Source organism: Streptomyces sp. NPDC007896, assembly GCF_042959425.1.
Lineage (GTDB): Bacteria > Actinomycetota > Actinomycetes > Streptomycetales > Streptomycetaceae > Streptomyces.
The window spans coordinates 131530-149881 of record NZ_JBIBKX010000022.1 but is presented as its reverse complement, the minus strand read 5'-3'; the positions used below and the strand labels follow the sequence as shown (position 1 = coordinate 149881).

16 protein-coding genes are annotated in these 18352 nt (G+C 72.3%); 4 read left to right on the top strand and 12 right to left on the bottom strand.

What is annotated here, in order from left to right; translation table 11 throughout:
• Nucleotides 1–83: 83 nt before the first annotated feature.
• Together ACFZDJ_RS46570 and ACFZDJ_RS46565 are read right to left on the bottom strand one after the other, a co-directional pair.
• Nucleotides 84–1043 carry a DMT family transporter gene (locus tag ACFZDJ_RS46570; RefSeq protein ID WP_391068503.1) on the bottom strand — a complete coding sequence of 320 codons (960 nt, stop codon included), beginning with the start codon at nt 1041–1043 and terminating at the stop codon, nt 84–86.
• Entirely contained in the window at nt 1040–1939 is a 900-nt protein-coding gene (locus ACFZDJ_RS46565) for a phosphatase PAP2 family protein (RefSeq protein WP_391068500.1), read from the bottom strand. Before ACFZDJ_RS46565 ends, ACFZDJ_RS46570 begins: the two co-directional genes overlap by 4 nt.
• Nucleotides 1940–2214: 275 nt before the next feature.
• On the opposite strand from ACFZDJ_RS46565, the gene ACFZDJ_RS46560 reads away from it, so the two are divergent.
• A complete protein-coding gene (locus tag ACFZDJ_RS46560) occupies nt 2215–2829 on the top strand; it encodes a TetR/AcrR family transcriptional regulator (protein WP_168513608.1) in 615 nt (204 codons plus the stop codon).
• 155 nt (nt 2830–2984) lie between these two features.
• On the opposite strand, the gene ACFZDJ_RS46555 is transcribed toward ACFZDJ_RS46560, so the two are convergent.
• From ACFZDJ_RS46555 to ACFZDJ_RS46545, 3 genes are all read right to left on the bottom strand, one after another.
• Complete coding sequence (locus ACFZDJ_RS46555) at nt 2985–3998, bottom strand: DUF2510 domain-containing protein (protein WP_391068496.1); 1014 nt, start codon at nt 3996–3998, stop codon at nt 2985–2987.
• A 109-nt stretch (nt 3999–4107) separates the two neighbouring features.
• On the bottom strand, nt 4108–5262 hold the full coding sequence (locus ACFZDJ_RS46550) for an anhydro-N-acetylmuramic acid kinase (RefSeq protein ID WP_391068493.1): 1155 nt from the start codon (nt 5260–5262) through the stop codon (nt 4108–4110).
• A gap of 4 nt (nt 5263–5266) precedes the next feature.
• On the bottom strand, nt 5267–6559 hold the full coding sequence (locus tag ACFZDJ_RS46545) for an MFS transporter (RefSeq protein ID WP_391068490.1): 1293 nt from the start codon (nt 6557–6559) through the stop codon (nt 5267–5269).
• A gap of 222 nt (nt 6560–6781) precedes the next feature.
• Here ACFZDJ_RS46545 and ACFZDJ_RS46540 point away from each other — a divergent pair, with 222 nt between their 5' ends.
• Entirely contained in the window at nt 6782–9463 is a 2682-nt protein-coding gene (locus tag ACFZDJ_RS46540) for an AAA family ATPase (protein ID WP_390928947.1), read from the top strand.
• Between the two features lie 48 nt (nt 9464–9511).
• On the opposite strand, the gene pcaD is transcribed toward ACFZDJ_RS46540, so the two are convergent.
• Genes pcaD through ACFZDJ_RS46505 form a run of 7 tightly spaced genes read right to left on the bottom strand, consistent with a single transcriptional unit; the run spans nt 9512 to nt 15933 of the window.
• Nucleotides 9512–10645: a 3-oxoadipate enol-lactonase gene (gene pcaD, locus ACFZDJ_RS46535; RefSeq protein ID WP_390928945.1), complete on the bottom strand. Its 1134-nt coding sequence runs from the start codon at nt 10643–10645 to the stop codon at nt 9512–9514.
• Nucleotides 10642–11991: a 3-carboxy-cis,cis-muconate cycloisomerase gene (gene pcaB, locus ACFZDJ_RS46530; protein WP_391068487.1), complete on the bottom strand. Its 1350-nt coding sequence runs from the start codon at nt 11989–11991 to the stop codon at nt 10642–10644. The genes pcaD and pcaB overlap by 4 nt, the downstream gene beginning before the upstream one ends.
• Entirely contained in the window at nt 11988–12551 is a 564-nt protein-coding gene (pcaG, locus tag ACFZDJ_RS46525; protein ID WP_385380990.1) for a protocatechuate 3,4-dioxygenase subunit alpha, read from the bottom strand. The genes pcaB and pcaG overlap by 4 nt, the downstream gene beginning before the upstream one ends.
• Nucleotides 12552–12553: 2 nt before the next feature.
• Entirely contained in the window at nt 12554–13324 is a 771-nt protein-coding gene (pcaH, locus tag ACFZDJ_RS46520; protein WP_385380988.1) for a protocatechuate 3,4-dioxygenase subunit beta, read from the bottom strand.
• 10 nt (nt 13325–13334) lie between these two features.
• A complete protein-coding gene (locus ACFZDJ_RS46515) occupies nt 13335–14537 on the bottom strand; it encodes an acetyl-CoA C-acyltransferase (RefSeq protein WP_391068483.1) in 1203 nt (400 codons plus the stop codon).
• Nucleotides 14534–15178: a 3-oxoacid CoA-transferase subunit B gene (locus ACFZDJ_RS46510; RefSeq protein ID WP_390928935.1), complete on the bottom strand. Its 645-nt coding sequence runs from the start codon at nt 15176–15178 to the stop codon at nt 14534–14536. Before ACFZDJ_RS46510 ends, ACFZDJ_RS46515 begins: the two co-directional genes overlap by 4 nt.
• Nucleotides 15178–15933 (bottom strand): 3-oxoacid CoA-transferase subunit A, encoded by a 756-nt coding sequence (locus ACFZDJ_RS46505; RefSeq protein WP_391068480.1) that lies wholly within the window; start codon nt 15931–15933, stop codon nt 15178–15180. Before ACFZDJ_RS46505 ends, ACFZDJ_RS46510 begins: the two co-directional genes overlap by 1 nt.
• Before the next feature lie 221 nt (nt 15934–16154).
• On the opposite strand from ACFZDJ_RS46505, the gene ACFZDJ_RS46500 reads away from it, so the two are divergent.
• Together ACFZDJ_RS46500 and ACFZDJ_RS46495 are read left to right on the top strand one after the other, a co-directional pair.
• Complete coding sequence (locus ACFZDJ_RS46500; protein WP_391068477.1) at nt 16155–16619, top strand: MarR family transcriptional regulator; 465 nt, start codon at nt 16155–16157, stop codon at nt 16617–16619.
• Between the two features lie 128 nt (nt 16620–16747).
• Complete coding sequence (locus ACFZDJ_RS46495; protein WP_391068474.1) at nt 16748–18259, top strand: hypothetical protein; 1512 nt, start codon at nt 16748–16750, stop codon at nt 18257–18259.
• The last annotated feature ends 93 nt before the right edge of the window (nt 18260–18352 follow it).

The following is an 18352-nucleotide window of genomic DNA, read 5'->3' as shown; positions in this document are numbered from 1 at the left end:
CGGCGCACGACAAGAAGGGTGGCCGCGGAACTCTCCGCGGCCACCCTTCTTGTCGTGCGTTTTCCTGGAGCCCTCGTGGAGTCCTAAAGGGGCGTCAGCTGACCCGAGTCGGACTGCTTCGGCAGCAACGAGGGTTCGTACGCCGCCGATCCTGGCTCCAGCGCCAGTACCGCGGCGACGGGGTGCTCGTCCGCGCTGCCCACCAGAGCTTCGGGCAGCGCCGGCTCCGGCACCGAGCGGGACAGCGTCACCACACCCCACGCCGCCACGCCCGCGCCCATGGCCGCCAACAGCAGGCCGGCCGGGCCGCCCTGCAACTGCTCCCCGAGCAGGAAGAGGCCTATCGCCGCGGCGGCGACCGGGTTGGCGAGCGTCACGACGGCGAGCGGGGCGCCGAGACCACCCCGGTAGGCGGTCTGCGACAGGAGCAGTCCGCCTGCCGCGAAAGCGGCGACGAGCAGGGCCACCACGATCACCTGGGCGCTGAGCAGCGGGCCGGAGCGGTCCGTCACGGCCACGGTCACCGTCTGCGTGAGCGCGGAGGCGACACCCGAGGCGAACCCGGAGGCGGTCGCGTGCCGCAGCCCCGGCCGGGTGCCGGGCCGCGACAGCATGCCGATCAGGGCGGCCGTCGCGCCCGCCACGCCCAGCGCCTGCGGCACGCTCAGAACGTCGTCGGGCGCGGGCCCGGACGCCGTGACCAGCAGCGCGGACAGTCCGATCAGGGTGAGCGCGGTACCGCGCCACTCGACCGCGCTGACCCGCCGTCCGGCGACCCGTGCGCCGAGCGGCACCGCGGCCACCAGCGTGAGCGCGCCGAGCGGCTGTACCAGCGTGAGCGTGCCGTACTTCAGTGCGGCGACGTGCAGCAGCGCGGCGGAGGCGTTCAGTACGACGGTCCACCACCATGCCCCGCTGCCCAGCAGCCGCAGCATGCCCGAGTCGGTGTTCCGGGAGGCCAGCCGCTCCTGGGCCACGGCCGCGGCGGCGTACGCCACGGCCGAGAAGAGCGAGAGGACCACGGCGGCGAGTGTGGCGTTCATCGTCTTGCCCCCACGAGCTCCGGTACGGATTCCTTTTCGCCAGCACCGCCGGCCCCGCCGGAATTCCCGGCTTCTCCGTCGGCTTCGTCAGATGCCTCGTCGGCGGCGACAAGGGCGTGCGCCTCGGTCGCCCCGGCCTCGCGCGGCAGACGGATCACGGCCAGCGCGATGCCGAGCAGCGCGGTCGCCACGATCGCGTCGAGCCAGTAGTGGTTCGCCGTACCGACGATCACCAGCAGGGTGAGCAGCGGATGCAGCAGCCACAGCCAGCGCAGGCGGGAGCGGGTCGCGGCGATCAGGCCGATCGCCACCATCAGGGCCCAGCCGAAGTGCAGCGAGGGCATCGCCGCGAACTGGTTCGCCATCTCGTCGGTCGCGGGGTGCGCCCCGTACACGGTGGGCCCGTACACCTGTCCGGTGTCCACCAGGCCCGCGGCGGCCAGCAGCCGGGGCGGGGTGAGCGGGAAGGTGAGGTGCAGAGCCAGGGCGGCGGCGGTGACCGCGGCCAGGACCCGGCGGGCCCACACGTAGTGGACCGGGCGCCGCAGGTACATCCAGACCAGGAAGGCCACGGTGGCCGGGAAGTGCACGGTCGCGTAGTAGGTGTTCGCGAGGTGCACCAGGGTGTCGCTGTGCAGCAGCGCGCCCTGTACGGAGCCTTCGCCCGGCAGGTGGAGCGTCCGCTCCCAGTCCCACACGCGGTTCGCGTTGCGGAAGGCCTCGGCGGTGTGGCCGTCGGCCAGCTGCCTGCCGACCTTGTAGACGACGAAGAGCCCTACGACGAGCAGGAGCTCACGTACGAGAGGCGGCCGCGCCGCGGTGCTGTGCGGCGACGGCCGCCGTATCGCCGCGGCCGGCTCTGGTTCTGCTTCCGCAGGCTCGGTTCGGGATTCCATCCCCCGGCCCCTTTGCTGACGGTGTTGCTTGGGGTGGTGCGCGGTGAGCCCAGGACAGAATCCACTCGATCACTCGAGATTCACTCGACAGCGGAGTGGGTCCTGTCCAAGGCTCATCGATACGGAAGTGTACCGATACGGAAGTGTACCGATACGAAGGTGTACCGATACGCCACTGTACCGATACGGACGCGTACCGGTACAGTGGCGTATCGATATACACTGTGTGAAGCGGAACACCAGGCGAGCCACCCACACGAGCGAGGAGATGAGCCATGACGTCGCAGGCCGCGGACGGACCGGAGACGGTCGTCGCCTCGCGCCGCTCCAAGATCACGCCCGAGCGTGAGCAGGAGTTCTACGACGCCGTGCTCGAGCAGATCCGCGAGTGCGGCTATGACTCGCTCACCATGGAGGGCGTGGCCGCGAGCACCCGGTGCAGCAAGTCCACGCTCTATCGCCAGTGGAAGACGAAGCCGCAGTTCGTGGCCGCCGCCCTGCGCGCCAACAGCTGTCCGCGCTTCTCGGGCATCGACACCGGCACGCTCGCCGGGGACCTGCGCGCGATGGCGCAGGCCGCGGGGAACTGGTCGGGCCGCGACAGCCAGCTGCACCAGGCGCTCGGCCACGCCGTGTTCCAGGACAAGGAACTGCAGGAGGCGCTGCGCGACGCGCTCGTCGAGCCCGAGATCCGCGCGGTCAAGGAGATCCTGGCTCGCGGGGTCGCCCGGGGCGAGGTCGCCGCGGACCACCCGGCGCTGGAGTTCATCCCGGCGCAGCTGTTCGGTGTGGTGCGGGTTCGTCCCGTGCTGGAAGGGCGGGACGCCGATGCGGCGTATCTCACACAATTCGTCGAGGCCGTCGTGATTCCGGCCCTCGGCCTGACCTGAGACTCAGGTCGCCGTCCGCGGGATGACCGGACGTCGGCCTGCTCGCGCCGCACCGTGGGGACGGGGGCGGCGCGCACCCCCCGGCCGGGTGGGGTTCCTCTTGAGCGGAGGGGCACCCCACCCGGCCGATCCATGTCCGGGGCTGGACTTACGGGCTAGACGTTCTGCCCGTTGCCGCTCAGGCCGGACGCCACCTTGATGCCCTTGGTGATGTCGTCGATCACGGACTCCTTGGGCGCCTTGGAGCTGACGTCGATGCCGAAGCGGACGACGATCAGTGACTTGGAGTCGGCGGGGGACGGGAAGACGAGCGACTCGACATAGCCGTCGTCACCCTTGCTGGTGACGACCTTCCAGCGGACGAGGTAGCCCTTCTCGCCGGCCACGGTGACCGCCTTGGAGGCGAGCTCCGTGTGCGAGGTGATCGTGCCGTAGCCCTTGCCGTACGACTCGGTGGCGTTCTTGGAGATGTCCTCCTTGGCCGCCGCCTCCGCCGTGGTGGCCTTCAGTTTCTGTGCTGCGGCGGTTGCCGAGTACGCGCCGCCGCGCTGACAGTCCTGCGAGGTGTCGCCGGGGCACTTGTAGGTGTCCTTGGTCGACAGCACGGCACCCTTCGTGGTGCTCCCGCCGGTCCAGTTGTCGGGCACGGGCATGCTGATGCCGCTGATCAGATCGGTGGCGTAGCCGTCCTCGAGCTGCGGCTGCCCGGACTGGCCCGGTGCCGGGGTCTGGCCCCCGGAACCGCCCGAGCCTCCGGAGCCGCCGGGAACGCCGCCCTGGCCGCCCTCCAGGCCCCCATTGCCGCCGCCCTGCCCGCCGAATCCGCCCTGGCCGCCGTTCTGCCCGCCGGGGGCCTGGGAAGTGGCGCTGTTCCCGCCGTTGCCGTCGCTCTTGGTCAGGGCGTACACCCCGCCCCCGATGCCCGCGAGGACCGCGATCGCGGCGGCGACGGCTATGCCGGTGCGCAGTCCGCGCCGCGGGGCGCCCGGAGCGAGCGCCGGATACGGTCCGGCGGCCGGCGGGTGCGTCGGGGGACCCCATGCGGCGGCGGACCCGACGGGGCGGGTCTGGTCCGTCCATGTCTTGCCGTCCCACCAGCGTTCGGTGGCGGGACTGTCACTTGTCTGCCCCGGGTCGGGATACCAACCGGGAGGAGTCACCTGCGTCATGGCCCCACCGTATGAGCCGTGGGTGAAAGGCGGATGAGAGGGATCCGGAAGATTCGTTTCAAGAACGCCCCGGAAGCGCCGCCGGGTGTCGCGTCACGACCGGCGGATGTCATGCCAGGACCAGTCGCACCGGCGCCGCTGCCGCCCTCGGCGGCAGCCGCAGCCCGCCGCGCCCCGGCGTGATCGAGCCGAGCACACTCGGATGCCGGGCACCGGTGCTCACCGGATCGGTGCCCGTGAGCCCGTGCAGGGTCAGGAAGCCCAGCACGGCGAAGGCGTACGCCTCCTTGGCGGCCGCGGGCAGGCCCAGAGCGTCGGACGTGCGCACGGGCACTCCCGGCAACTCCGCGCCCAGCATCGACATCAGCGCCGGATTGCGGGTGCCGCCGCCGGACGCGATCACCTCCGTGGCATCCACCGAGCGCACCGCGTCGGCGACCGTACGGGCGGTGAGCCGGGTGAGGGTCGCGATGACGTCCTCGGCGGTGAGCGTGCCGAACCCGGTCAGCGCGTCGCGCAGATGGCCGAGGTGGAAGAGCTCCTTGCCGGTGGTCTTGGGCGCGGGCAGCGCGTAGTACGGCTCCGCGAGCAGGCGTTCCAGCAACGGCTCGTGCACCGTGCCGCGGGCGGCGAGGGCGCCGTCCACGTCGTAGTGCAGACGTCCCCCGGTCAACCCCTGCACGGCCACGTCGACGAGGGCGCACCCGGGCCCGGAGTCGAAGGCGGTGCCGTCCGGCGCGGTGAGGTTGGCGATGCCTCCGATGTTCAGCGCCACCGGAGTCCCCGCCCTGCCGCGCAGCCACAGCAGGTCGACCAGGCTCACCAGGGGCGCGCCCTGACCGCCGGCGGCGATGTCCCTGGGGCGGAAGTCGGCGACCACCGGCAGCCCGGTCGCCTCGGCGATCCAGGCGGGCTGACCGAGCTGGAGCGTGCCGTGCACCCGGCCGTCCTCGACCCAGTGGTAGACGGTCTGTCCGTGCGAGGCGATCAACTCGGCTCCGCCGTCGCACAGTTCACGGTCGGCCCGGATCGCCGCCGCGGCGAACGCCTGCCCGATCAGGGTGTCCAGACGGCACACCTCGGCCAGCGTGGTGGCCGCCGGGGGCAGCGCGGCCGCGAGCGCCTGGCGCAGTGCGCCGTCGTACGGCTCACCGACCATTCCGAGCGGCCGCAGGGTGAGGTCCTCGCCTTCGAGGGTCAGTTCCGCCGCCGCCGCGTCGATCGCGTCGTACGACGTCCCGGACATCAGGCCGATCACCCGCACGTGCTCAACTCCCTCGGTTGTCGGGGAGCGTGGCCAGGGCGAGCGCACTGACGGCGCACGTCGCCGCCGCGTAGTACGCGGGGATGTCCACGCTTCCGGTCCGCTTCATCGTCTCGGTGATGATGAGGCCGGCGCAGCCCGAGAACACCGCATTGGACAGGGCGTAGGCGAGTCCCAGGCCGGTGTGGCGGACGCTCGTGGGGAACATCTCGGAGAGCATGGCGGGCCCCGGTCCCGCCATGAGCCCGACGACGGCACCCGCCCCGAACACGGCGACACCCTTCACCGCGTTCGAAGTCCCCGTGTCCTGAAGGAGGTTGAGCAGCGGAACGGACAGGACCACGACCAGTCCCGCGCCGGTGAGCAGCACCGGGCGCCGCCCGATCCGGTCGCTGAGCAGGCCCGCCGGGACGATCGTGGCCGCGAAGCCGAGGTTGGCGAGGACCGTGGCGAGCAGCGCCTGCCGGAAGCCGGCGTGCAGCGTGTTCTGGAGGTACGAGGGGAGCACGACCAGGAAGGTGTAGCCGGCCGCCGACCAGCCCATCACGCGCCCCGCTCCGAGGACGACGGTCCGCGCGACCTCGCGCACGGGCGGGTGTTCCCGCTTCCCCTCGTGCCGGAAGGCCGGCGTCTCCTCCAGCCGCAGCCGCAGCCAGAGCGCGACCAGCCCCAGCGGCAGTGTCAGCAGGAACGGCAGCCGCCAGCCCCAGTCGTTCAACTGCCCCTCGGTCAGCACCGTCGCCAGCAGTGCCGCCACGCCCGCACCACCGAGCAGCCCCAGAGCCACCGTGAACGACTGCCACGACCCGTACAGCCCCCGCCTGCCCGGCGGCGCGAACTCCGTCATCACCGAGACCGCGCCCCCGAACTCCCCGCCCGCGGAAAGCCCTTGGACCACCCGGAGGAAGGTCAGCAGCCACGGTGCGAGGGCGCCGACCGTGGCGTAGGTGGGCAACACGCCGATGAGCGTTGTGGCGCCCGTCATCAGCGCGATCACCAGGATCAGCACCGGGCGGCGCCCGATGCGGTCGCCCAGCCGTCCGAACAGCGCGGCGCCCACCGGCCGGAAGAAGAACGCCAGCGCGAAGGACGCGTACGTCCTCACCAGACCCTCGGTCTCGCTGCCGCCCTCCGGGGTGAAGAACCGCGCCGCGACGACGGTCGCGAGGTAGCCGTAGACCCCGAACTCGTACCACTCGATGAAGTTGCCGACCGAGCCCGCCAGCAGCGCCCCGCGCCGCGGGCGCGCGGGACGGGCGGTGTGCGGGACGGAGTCGTGCACGCGGGCGCCGCTCATGGGTCCCTCCTCCTCGCTGTCCATGGGAAAGTCAGCGCCATTCTCGGGGCTTTTGACTGTCGACAACTTTCACCACGGCTGGTCGGCGCCCCACCGCGTCGCCTGCGGACACCTCCCGTCACCCGTCTCGGCAACAGGTGCGCCCACCCGCCTCCACATCGGCATCCGGACGGCTAGGCTCAATGTCTGTACGTCGTACGGGCGACCTGGGGAGGTAGCGGCATGACGGAGGCACGGCCGGAACCGGCCGCCTCGTCCTCCCTGTGGGAGCGCGAGGCGGAGATCGCCGACGTCGTGGAGGCCGTCAGGGCCCTGCGCGCGGACGCCTCGTCCTCCGGCAGCCTGCTGGTGTTCAGCGGTGAGGCGGGCATCGGCAAGACGGCGCTGCTCGCCGAGGCACGCCGGATCGCGGAGGCCCACGGCTGCACGGTGTGGTCGGCCCGCGGCGGCGAGACCGTCACCTCTGTTCCCTTCAACGTCATACGGCAACTCCTCCAGCCCGCCATCGTCTCGCTGATGCCCGAAGAGGCCCGCGAATACCTGGGCGACTGGTACGACATCGCCGGACCCGCGCTCGGCATCGCCGAACCCGGCGAGCGCCAGGCGGACCCGCAGGGCGTGTGCGACGGCCTGGTCGCGGCGGTGCGGCGGCTGGCCAAGCGCGAGTGGCCCCTCGTCCTGATCGTCGACGACGCGCACTGGGCCGACCAGGAGACCCTGCAGTGGCTGGTCGCGTTCGCCGAGCGCCTCGACGACCTGCCCGTCCTCGTCGTGGTCGCCCGCAGGCCGGGTGACGTCAGCGGTGAGCGGGCCCGCCAGCTGGAGGCCGTCGCCGCCGCGGCCCGCCCGGTCCGCACGCTCAGCGCGCTGACCCCCGACGCCACCGCCGGGCTGACCCGCGCCACGCTCGGCGAGCACGCGGATGCCCCGTTCTGCCGCGAGGTGTGGGCGGTCACCGGCGGCAACCCGTACGAGACCGTCGAACTGCTCGCCAAGGTGCAGGACAGCGAGCTGGAACCGGTCGAGGCCTCGGCCGCCGAACTGCGCGCCCTGAACCGCTCGGCACGCGGCCGCGGACTCGTCGCCCGCCTCGAAGGACTCGGCATCGACGCCACCCGCTTCGCCTGGGCGGCCGCGATCCTCGGCACCGGGATCTCCCTCGACCTCACCGCCCAGCTCGCCGGGATGCAGCGCGAGGAGGCCGTGCGCTGCGCCGAACTGCTCGGCGCGGCCCGCATCCTCGCCGCGACCGAACCCGCGAGCCGCGAACTGACCGGCGGCGACCTGGAGTTCGTACACCCCCTCATCGCCAGCGCCGTCTACCGCTCGATCCCCGACGCGCTGCGCACCGCGATGCACGGCCAGGCCGCCTGGGCGGTCACCGAATCGGGCCGCGGCGCCGCTGCCGCCTCCCGCCACCTCCTCGAAGTACACCCGGACGACGACCCCGAACTCGTCGAGCAGATGCGCGAGGCCGCCCGCGAACACCTCGCCGTCGGCGCACCCGACGCGGCCAGGCGCTGCCTGGAGCGCGCCCTGGCGGAACCCCCGCTTCCGGAGGTCCACGCGCGTGTGCTCTACGAACTGGGCTGCGCCACCCTCCTGACCGCTCCCGCCACCACGATCCGCCATCTGCGCACCGCGCTCGACCAGTCCGGCCTCGACGGCGATCTGCGGGTGGACGCCGTCTTCCGCCTCTCCCAGGCCCTGGTCCACAACGATCAACTGGACGAGGCCGTCCGCACGGTCGACACGGAGGCCGCCCGGCTCGACCCGGGCCCCGCCCGGATGCGGCTTCAGGCCGTCCACTACATGTGGGAGGGCATCCACGCGGGCGAGGACCACGTTCCGGGACGCTCCCGAAGCCTCGCCGAACTCGTCAAGACCTGCACCGGACGCGACAACTCCGAGCGCGCCCTGCTGATACTGCGCGGCTTCGACGCGATGACCCGTGGCGAGAGCGCGGAGGAGGTCGTGGAACTCTGCGACCGCGCCCTCGTCAACGGCCGCCTCGCGCCCGGACTCGGCTGGACCGACACCGAGTGGGGCATCGAACTCCTCATGATGCTGGGCAGTTCGTACGCCTACGCGGACCGGCTCGACCGGGCCGAGAGCCTCTTCTCCGAGGCGCTGCGCTCCTACACGAGCGCCGGATGGAGCGGCGGCCACCTCGCCCTGGCGCACGCCTTCCTCGGTCTCGCCCACCGCAGGCGGGGCCGCCTCAGGGACGCCGAGACCACCCTGCGCGAGTCACTGCGCATCGCCGAGCGGGTCGGGCGAGGGCTGCCCCTGTACTGGTCCGCCACCTGCGGCCTCGTCGACACGCTGCTCGCCCGCGGCGACGTCGAGGAGGCCTGGGCGATCGCCGAGCAGTACGGCTTCGCACCCCCGTACCCGTCCACCATCGTGCTGCCCGACACCCGGTCCGTACGCGGCCGGCTGCTGCTCGCCGTCGGCCGCGTCAAGGACGGCATCAACGAACTCGAGGCCGCCGAGAAGGCCTCCGCCGCGCGCGGCCACCACAACACGGTGATGGCGCCCTGGGCGCTCGACCTCGCCCGCGCGCTCGCCTCGGACGACCCGGCCCGCGCCGGCGCACTGGCCACCGACGCCCGCCGCCAGGCCGAGCGCTTGGGCACGGACACCGCGATCGGCGAGGCACTGCGCTGCGCGGCGGCCCTCGAATCGGGCCAGCGCGCGGTACGCCTGGCCGCCCAGGCCGTCACCTACCTGGAGGCCTCGCCGTGCCAGTACGAACACGCGGCGGCCCGCGTCGAGTACGGCATCGCGGCGCGCTCGGTCTCGGAGCTGGGCAAGGGCCTGACGCTGGCGCGCTCGTGCGGGGCGGACGGGCTGGTGGCGAGGGCGGAGGAGGTCCTGGCGACGGGGAGAGGGCTGAGGTAGCCGCCAGGCCGTGCGTGAGAACGAGGTGTCCGCGGCGGACGGGCAGGCTCAGCCTGCGCCGTCGTCGCCCTCCTCCTCGGCGAGCACCCGTTGAGCCGTCGCGAACGCCGAGTTCGCCGCCGGGACACCGCAGTACACGGCCGTCTGCAGCAGTACGGCGCCGATCTCCTCCGGGGTCAGCCCGTTGCGGCGCGCCGCCCGGATGTGCATGGCCAGCTCGTCGTAGTGACCGTGCGCGACCAGCGCGGTCAGGGTGATCATGCTGCGTTCGCGGCGCGAGAGCGTCGGATCGGTCCAGATCTCGCCCCAGGCGTAGCGCGAGATGAAGTCCTGGAAGCGGGCGGTGAAGGGGGTCTGCCGGGCCTGCGCCCGGTCCACATGGGCGTCGCCCAGCACCTCACGCCGCACCTCCATGCCCCGCTTGGCGCCCCCGTCGAAGTGGGCCCGCAGCGCCGTGAGCACCGCCGCCGGACACTGCGCGGGCGCCAGGTGCGAGGCTCCAGGGAGCTCGACGAGCGTGGCGCTGGCCACCGCGTCCGCGATCTCCCGCAGGTGGGCGGGCGGCGTCGCCGGGTCCTGGCGGCCCGCGATCAGCAGGGTGGGCGCGGAGATCTCGGGGAGCCGGTCGCGCAGGTCGAAGGCGGCGAGCGCGTCACAGCAGGCGGCGTACGCCTCAGGGTCCGCGTCGCGGTGGTCCTCGATCAACCGCGGCACGGTGAAACCGGGCGTGAACCAACGGGAGTTCGCGTTCTCGGCGAGCGCGGCCAGCCCCTCCCGGCGTACCAGCTCCGCACGCTCCTCCCACGGCTTGGAGCCGTTGAAGTGCGCCGAGGAGCAGATGACGGCGAGGGACGACACACGCTCCGGGTGGTGGACGGCGAGGTGCAGACCGACCGCGCCACCGATCGAGACGCCCGCGTAGGCGAAGCGGTCGACGCCGAGCGAGTCGGCGAGGTCGAGGACCAGGGCGGCGAGGTCTTCGACGGTGGCTCCCGGCCCGATCAGGTCCGGCGCCGACCCCCCGTGTCCCGGCAGATCCCAGCGAACCACCCGGTGGGTGGCGGACAGCTCGGGCGCGACCTCGTCCCACAGGGCGTAGGACGTGCCGAGCGAGGGCCCGAGGAGCAAAGGGGGAGCGGTCTCGGGGCCCTCGGCGAGGTGGTTGAGCAGTTTGCGGGTCACGTTCGCTCCAGAGCACGGTCGGTGAGGGCTCCCGCGGAGCCCGTGTAGCGGGTGGGGTCGGTGAGTTCCACGAGGTCGAGCTCCTTGAGCTCCGCCTCCTCGCCGAGTACGTCCACGAGGGGCCGCCGCTCGGCGACGGCCCGTTCGGCGGCCCGGGTCAGCAGCTCCTTGGCGCGGGCCCGCCCGAGCACCGGGGCGAGTTCGACGGCCAGGCGTTCGGAGACGATCAACCCATGGGTGAGACCGAGGTGTTGGCGCATGGCGTCCGCGTTCGCCCGGAGCCCTTCGACCAGCTCGACGGCGTGGTGGGCGGCGCCTCCGACCAGCCTCGACAGCTCGCGCAACGGCTCCCACTCGGCATGCCAGGCACCGGCCGGCCGCTCGTCCTCGGCGACCATCGACCCGTAGAGCGTGGCGGCGAGTCCCGGCGCGCGTCGCGCGGCGGCGGCGATCACGGTGGCCGTCACCGGGTTGGCCTTGTGCGGCATCGCGGACGACCCGCCACCGCTCCCCTCCGAGACCTCGGCGATCTCCGTGCGGGAGAGGGTGAGCACATCGGCCGCCATCTTGCCGAGGGCCCCGGCCGTGAAGGCCAGGCCGCCGGCCAGGTCGGCGATCGGAGTCCGCAGGGTGTGCCAGGGCAACGCCGGTTCCGCGAGGCCGAGTTCGCCGGCGTACGCCGTCACGAGCGCGCCCGGATCCAGGGCGCCGAACGCCGTGAAGGCGGCCAACGTCCCTGCGGCCCCGCCCAGTTGGACGGGGAGCCGGAGAACCGCGAGCCGGTCCCGTGCGTCCAGCACGAGCGACCGCCACCCCGCCGCCTTCAGCCCGAAGGTCGTCGGTACGGCGTGCTGAGTGAGGGTCCGCCCCGGCATCACCGTGTCCCGGTGCGCGGCGGCGAGTCGGCCCAGGGCCCGCGCCGTCCGCTCCAGATCCGCCAGGACCAGGTCCAGCGTGCGACGGGCGACCAGCATCAGCGCCGTGTCCAGGATGTCCTGGCTGGTCGCGCCCCGGTGGACATAGGGCCCGTGCTCCTTGCCGACCGCCGCCGTCAGATCCGCGACCAGCGGAATCACCGGATTGCCGCCGCCTCGGGCGCGCAGCGCGATCGACCTGACATCGAGGTCCGCCGCGGCCACGGCGGACACCGCCGACGCCGCCGCGTCCGGCGCGAGCCCGAGCCCCGCCTGAGCGCGGGTCAGCGCCGCCTCCGCGTCGAGGAGCGCCCCCAGAAACGCGCCGTCCGTGGTCACGGACGCCGCGGGGGAGCCCGCCCACCCGGGGGCGAGCAGCCCGGTGTCGGCGTCGCCATCGGACTCGGAACGGACCGGGCCGGCAGCTGTCACTGGAACTCCAGGAAGACCGTTTCGCCTTCGCCCTGAAGGCGGATGTCGAAACGGTACGTCCGGTTCGCGCCCTCGGCCGCGATCAGCGTGGCGCGCCGGTCGGCCGGGAGCGAGTCGAGCAGCGGGTCGGCGCCGTCGGCGAGGTACGCGCGGGTGAAGAGGTGGTGCACCAGACCGCGCGCGAACACACACACGCTGATGTACGGAAGTCCGGCATTGCCCGGCGGCAGGGTGTGCAGCGCGTACTGACCGTCGGCGTCCGTGGCGACCCGGCCGAAGCCCGTGAAGTCGACGCCGCTCCGGCCGAGGAAGCCGCCCGTCGACGGGTCGCGGCGCATCGAGCCGGGGGCACCCTTGAGGGAGCCGTCGGGCGCCGCCTGCCAGAAGTCCAGGAGGGCGTCCGGGATCACCTTGCCCGCGCCGTCGAGCACGTACCCGTGCAGGGTGATCGCCTCGGGGTGGCCCTGCGGCGCGACCTGACCGCCGCCGGGAAAGGGCAGCGCGTAGCCGTAGAAGGGGCCGATGGTGTGGGACGGGGTGGGGAGCAACCGCTCGGTCATGGTCAACGACCTTCCTCGATCCAGGTGGCGGAGGGACCGTCGAGGACGATGTCCCACTCGTAGCCCATGGAGAACTCGGGCTGGGAGAGATCGTGCCGGTAGGCGGCGATCAGACGGTCGCGCGCCGCCTGGTCCGTCACGGACTGCAGGATCGGGTCGTAGCGGAACAGCGGGTCGCTCGGGAAGTACATCTGGGTGATCAGCCGCTGGGTGAACGCCGTACCGAAGACCGAGAAGTGGATGTGTGCGGGCCGCCACGCGTTCGTGTGGTTGCCCCACGGGTAGGGGCCCGGCTTGATCGTGGTGAACCTGTACCGGCCCTGATCATCCGTCAGAGTGCGCCCGACACCGGTGAAGTTGGGGTCCAGCGGCGCCGGGTGCTGCTCGCGCAGATGGGCGTAACGACCGGCGGCGTTGGCCTGCCAGATCTCGATGAGCTGACCGCGCACGGGACGCCCGTCGCGGTCGAGCAGCCGGCCCGAGACGGTCATGCGCTCGCCGATCGGCTCGCCCCGGTGCTGGATGGTCAGGTCGCTGTCGTGCTCGGTGATGTCGGTGACGCCGAACACCGGACCCGACAGCTCGACCGTCTCCGGGTCGCCGCCGTCGACGGCGACCAGCGGCTGCTTGGGGTGGCGCAGCAGGGAGCTGCGGTACGGGGGGTAGTCGCGCGACGGGTGGTTTCGAACCGGCGCTTGGCCGGCGACCGCCTTGTCGTACGCGTCCTGGAGATCCTTGATCTCGACGTCGATGTCCGACTGGGTGAGGGCCATGGTCGACTTCCTATCGTTCGAGGACGAGGGCGAGGCCCTGGCCGACGCCGATGCAGAGGGTGGCGACGCCGGTGCCGGTGCCCTGACGGGCGAGCTGGTGGGCGACCGTGCCGGCGAGGCGGGCGCCGGATGCGCCCAGGGGGTGGCCGAGGGCGATCGCGCCGCCCTGGGGGTTGAGGATCGCGGGGTCGAACTCGGGCCATTCGGCGAGGCAGCCGAGGACCTGGGCGGCGAAGGCCTCGTTCAGTTCGAGGACGGACAGGTCCGCGAAGGTCTTGCCGGCTTTGGCCAGGGCGCGGGTGACGGCTTCGACGGGGGCGAGTCCGAAGTACTGGGGGTCGGTCGCGGAGACGCCGGTGGCTCGGATACGGGCGAGGGGCTCACGGCCGGTGGCTTCGAGGCCTTCCTCGTCGGTCAGGAGGAGGGCGGCGGCGCCGTCGTTGAGGGGGGAGGCGTTGCCCGCGGTGACGGTGCCGTCGGTGGTGCGGAAGGACGGCTTGAGCCTGGCCATGGCCGTGGGGGAGGCGTCGGGGCGGACGGATTCGTCGGCGGCGAAGACGACCGGGTCGCCCTTGCGTTGGGGGATCGGCACGGGGGTGATCTCGCGGTTGAACAGGCCCTCCTGCTGGGCCTTCGCCGCCTTGCGGTGGCTGCCCAGGGCGTATTCGTCCTGCTGCTCGCGGCCGATCTTGTGTTTGTCCGCGATGAGTTCGGCGGACTCTCCGAGCGGGATGGTCCACTGGGGGTCCATCTTCGGGTTGACCATGCGCCAGCCGAGGGTGGTGGAGTACAGCTCGGTATGTCCGGCGGGGAAGGGCCGGTCACTCTTGGGCAGGACGTAGGGGGCGCGGGTCATGGACTCCACACCGCCGGCCAGGGCGATGTGGGCATCCCCGACGGCGATGGCGCGGGCGGCCTGGATGACGGCTTCGAGTCCGGAGGCGCACAGCCGGTTGACGCTCACCCCGGGCACCGTGGTGGGCAGGCCGGCGAGCAGGGCGGCCATGCGGGCGACGTTGCGGTTCTCCTCACCGGCGCCGTTGGCGTTGCCGAGGTAGACGTCCTCGATCCGGGCGGGGTCCAGGTCCGGGGTGCGGGCCAGGAGTTCCCGGACGGCGTGGGCGGCGAGGTCGTCCGGGCGGACGCTCGCCAGGGCGCCGTTGTAGCGGCCGATGGGGGTTCGTACGGCGTCGACGATGTACACGGTTTTCACTGCAGGCCCTCCGCGACGGTCAGCTTGGCGTCGGTTTTGGCGATGATCTCTCCGGCCGTGACGCCGGGCGCGGTCTCGATGAGCACCAGCCCCTCGTCGGTGACGTCGAGGACGCCGAGGTCGGTGATGATCCGGTTGACGCACGCCTTGCCGGTGAGCGGCAGCGCGCACTCCTGAAGGATCTTCGCGGTGCCGTCCTTGGCGGTGTGGGTCATGACGACGATGACGGTGCGGGCACCGTGGACCAGGTCCATCGCGCCGCCGATCCCGGTGATCATCTTCCCCGGGATGGCCCAGTTCGCCAGGTCGCCGCCCGCGGACACCTGCATGGCGCCGAGCACGGCCACGTCGATGTGCCCGCCCCGGATCATCGAGAACGACAGCGCCGAGTCGAAGAAGGAGGCGCCGGGCAGGACCGTCACGGTCTCCTTGCCGGCGTTGATGAGGTCCGGGTCGACCTGATCCTCGGTGGGGTAGGGGCCGGTGCCGAGGATCCCGTTCTCCGACTCGAGGATCACCTCGACGCCGGCCGGGAGGTAATTGGGGATCAGCGTCGGCAGTCCGATGCCGAGATTGACGTACTGGCCGTCCTGGAGTTCGCGTGCCGCACGGGCCGCCATCTCCTCGCGTGTCCACGCCATCAGCCGCTCACCGTCCGCTTCTCGATCATCTTCGCGGCGGCCTGCTCCGGAGTCAGCGCGACGACCCGCTGCACGAAGACCCCCGGCAGATGCACCGCGTCCGGGTCGATCCCGCCGGGCTCGACCAGCTCCTCCACCTCGGCGATCGTCACCCTGCCCGCCATCGCCGCGAGGGGGTTGAAGTTCCGGGTGGACTTGCTGAAGACGAGGTTGCCGTGCCGGTCGCCCTTCGCCGCCCGGACCAGCGCGAAGTCGGTGCGGATACCATGCTCCATCACGTACTCGGTGCCGTCGAACTCGCGCACCTCCTTCGGCGGCGACGCCAGCGCCACCCCGCCGGAGCCGTCGTAGCGCCAGGGCAGGCCGCCGTCCGCGACCTGGGTGCCCACCCCGGCCGGGGTGTAGAAGGCCGGGATTCCCGCACCGCCCGCCCGCAACCGCTCCGCGAGCGTGCCCTGCGGGATCATCTCCACCTCCAGCTCACCCGCCAGATACTGCCGCGCGAACTCCTTGTTCGCCCCGATGTAGGAGCCGGTCACGCGCGCGATCCGCCCGGCGGACAGCAGCACCGCGAGCCCGGACTCCATCGCCCCGCAGTTGTTGGAGACCACGCCCAGGCCGCCGACCCCGCGCTCGTACAGCGCCTCGATCAGCACGTTCGGCACACCGCTCAGCCCGAAACCGCCGACCGCGAGGGTCGCGCCGTCCGGCACATCGGCCACCGCCTCCAGGGCTGTGGCGACCACCTTGTCCATCCGTGAAGCCCCATCTCTTCCAAGCGTCCAGACCCTCAATTACTCAGGGCACTGATTATTTCTGCGAGGTTTCACTCACGCTGCCATCAGCGGCCCGAGCCGTCAAGACCTCCAGGAGATCGGCGGGTGGACGGTCATGGGCACGCCCGTACGCATCCGGGCGATGCGCGGTATCGTTCAGTGCACCAACGAAATGACGGACTCACCCAGGGGGAGCGCACATGGCCGCGGTGGACCTCACCACCCACCCCGGGCACCTCGCCCGGCGACTCCAGCAGGCCCACTATCTGCTGTGGAACACGATGGTCTCCGAGGAGATCACCTCGCCGCAGTTCGCAGTCCTGAACGCGCTGGTCGCGGAGCCGGGACTGGATCAGCGCACGGTGGGGGAGCGGGTGGGCCTGGACCGGTCGACCATCGCCGAGGTCATCAGCCGGCTCAGTCGCCGGGGCCTGCTCGACAAGGTGCGCGATGCGCAGGACGGCCGGCGCTTCCTGCTGCGCCTCACCGACGAGGGGGCGCGTACACACCGCAAGCTGACCGTGCGTACGGCGCGTATGAACCAGGTTTTCCTGGCCCCGCTCTCCGCCGAGGAGCAGACCGTCTTCTTCGACCTCATCCAGCGTGTCTCGGACGCCGCGGAGGGGCTGCGCAACCCGACGGAACCCCTCACTGCGCAACGCTAGGCGTTCCCTCACCAGAAGGTGCCAGGCGAAAACATCTGACAGATCACGGTCAGGAGCGCTACGCTCCCCGCGATGATGACTCACTCTGTCGGCAGAACGGGGGTCCCATCCGCGCAAGGTGAGTGCTGATGCTCACTCAGACCGCGAATGGGGATGCCCGCCTTTCCTTCTGGCTGCCCGTGCGAGAGTTCGCCGTGCCGCCCGCCATGATCGAGACTGCGACCGCCCGCCGCCGTGCCGGGGACTGGGCGGGGGCGTGCGCCGCCGCAGGCATCGATGTCGATCTCAATCTGCGTTCCGTGGCGCGTACTTACGGCCACGACCTCGCGGCTCGGGTCCGGGCCGATCTCCGCCATCTGGCTCCCGACCTGCTGCGCTGGCACATGCCGAGGATCGCTCCGCACGGGTTGCTCCGTCCGGGGCTGACCATCGCCCTGGCTCGGTACGACGCCCAAGGCCGTGACGGCGTAGGTCCGGTGCACCTCGTGGTCCGCACTCCGCCGGCCTGGGCGGACGGCGGCCAGCGGATCAGCCTCGCCCTGTGGGCCGCACCGCACGACGGACCCCGCGACGGACCCCGCGACGGACCCCGAGATGGGCCGCACGACGGATCTCACGGCCGATCCCACTTCGAGGCCGGTGTCCGCCGGCATCCGCACCCCCGTCCCAGCCGCCGGTTCCGTCTCGACCTGCACCGCCATCTGTGGGACGCGCGCAGGACCGATGAGCTGCGGATGCGGTCCGGGGCCGACCGGCTGCCCGCCGACGACCGCCCCGAGAACCCGGATCCGCTGGGGTTCGTGCCGCGGGGGCGCGGGTGTGCCGTAGATCGGTGGGCGGCCGAGGCGGGGATTCTGCTCCACGCCGAGGGGCGGACGGCCGGTACCGTCACCGTGCGGCTCGGGGCCCGGGACCGGCTGGTCCTGGACGTGGTCGCGGACAGGGACGGCGTCGGGCCGCCGGATATGCGGATCGCGGCGGTGCCCAGGGACGGCAGTGTCTCCGCGCTGCCCGTCCTGCCCGACGCGGCCACCTGGCTGCTGCCCGATCTGGAACTGATCCGCACCGGTTCGATCGAGGTCGATCGGCTGCATCCGCTGGTCGCCTCGGCACTGGTGCCGGATCATTCGCCGACGGCTTCCTCCCGGGCGCTGGGGCATGTCCCGGCCGGTGCCTCCCGGGCATCGGACCAGGCCGGGCAGGCGCGCCTGGTGGACTGCCGGGGAGCCCAGCACCGTATCGGCCTGGTCGACGGGGTGCTGGCGCCGCTGGACCACGACCCGGCCGAGATCCGTCGGGAGGAACTGCTGGTCGCTCTGAGCGGGACGCCGCTTCCCTGCCTGCGGGCCATCGACGAGGCGCACCGTCGTCCGGACTGTCTCACCGGTGTCCGCGAACGCCTGATCCATGGCGACACCGCCGGTGCGCTGGACGTCGTCGAGAGACTGCTGGGTCCGGACGCGGTGCTGCGCAGCGGCCCTCTACGGGACGAGCTCGAGGCGGCCGCGCTACGGCGGATCACGTACGGCCTGTTCAGGGCGGGCATGACCGGCCCCGGCCCCGGATCCGGCCGCCTGCTCCCCGGCCCCGACCGCCCCCGTGGGCACCGAGCGCACCCGCGCCATACGACCTCTCGCTGACCCGGGGACCTCCGCCCCCTCCTGGGCCGACCCGGCCACCGAGCACCCACCGGCCACCCGCCAAGCACCCACCCGCTTGTTCCACCACGACCC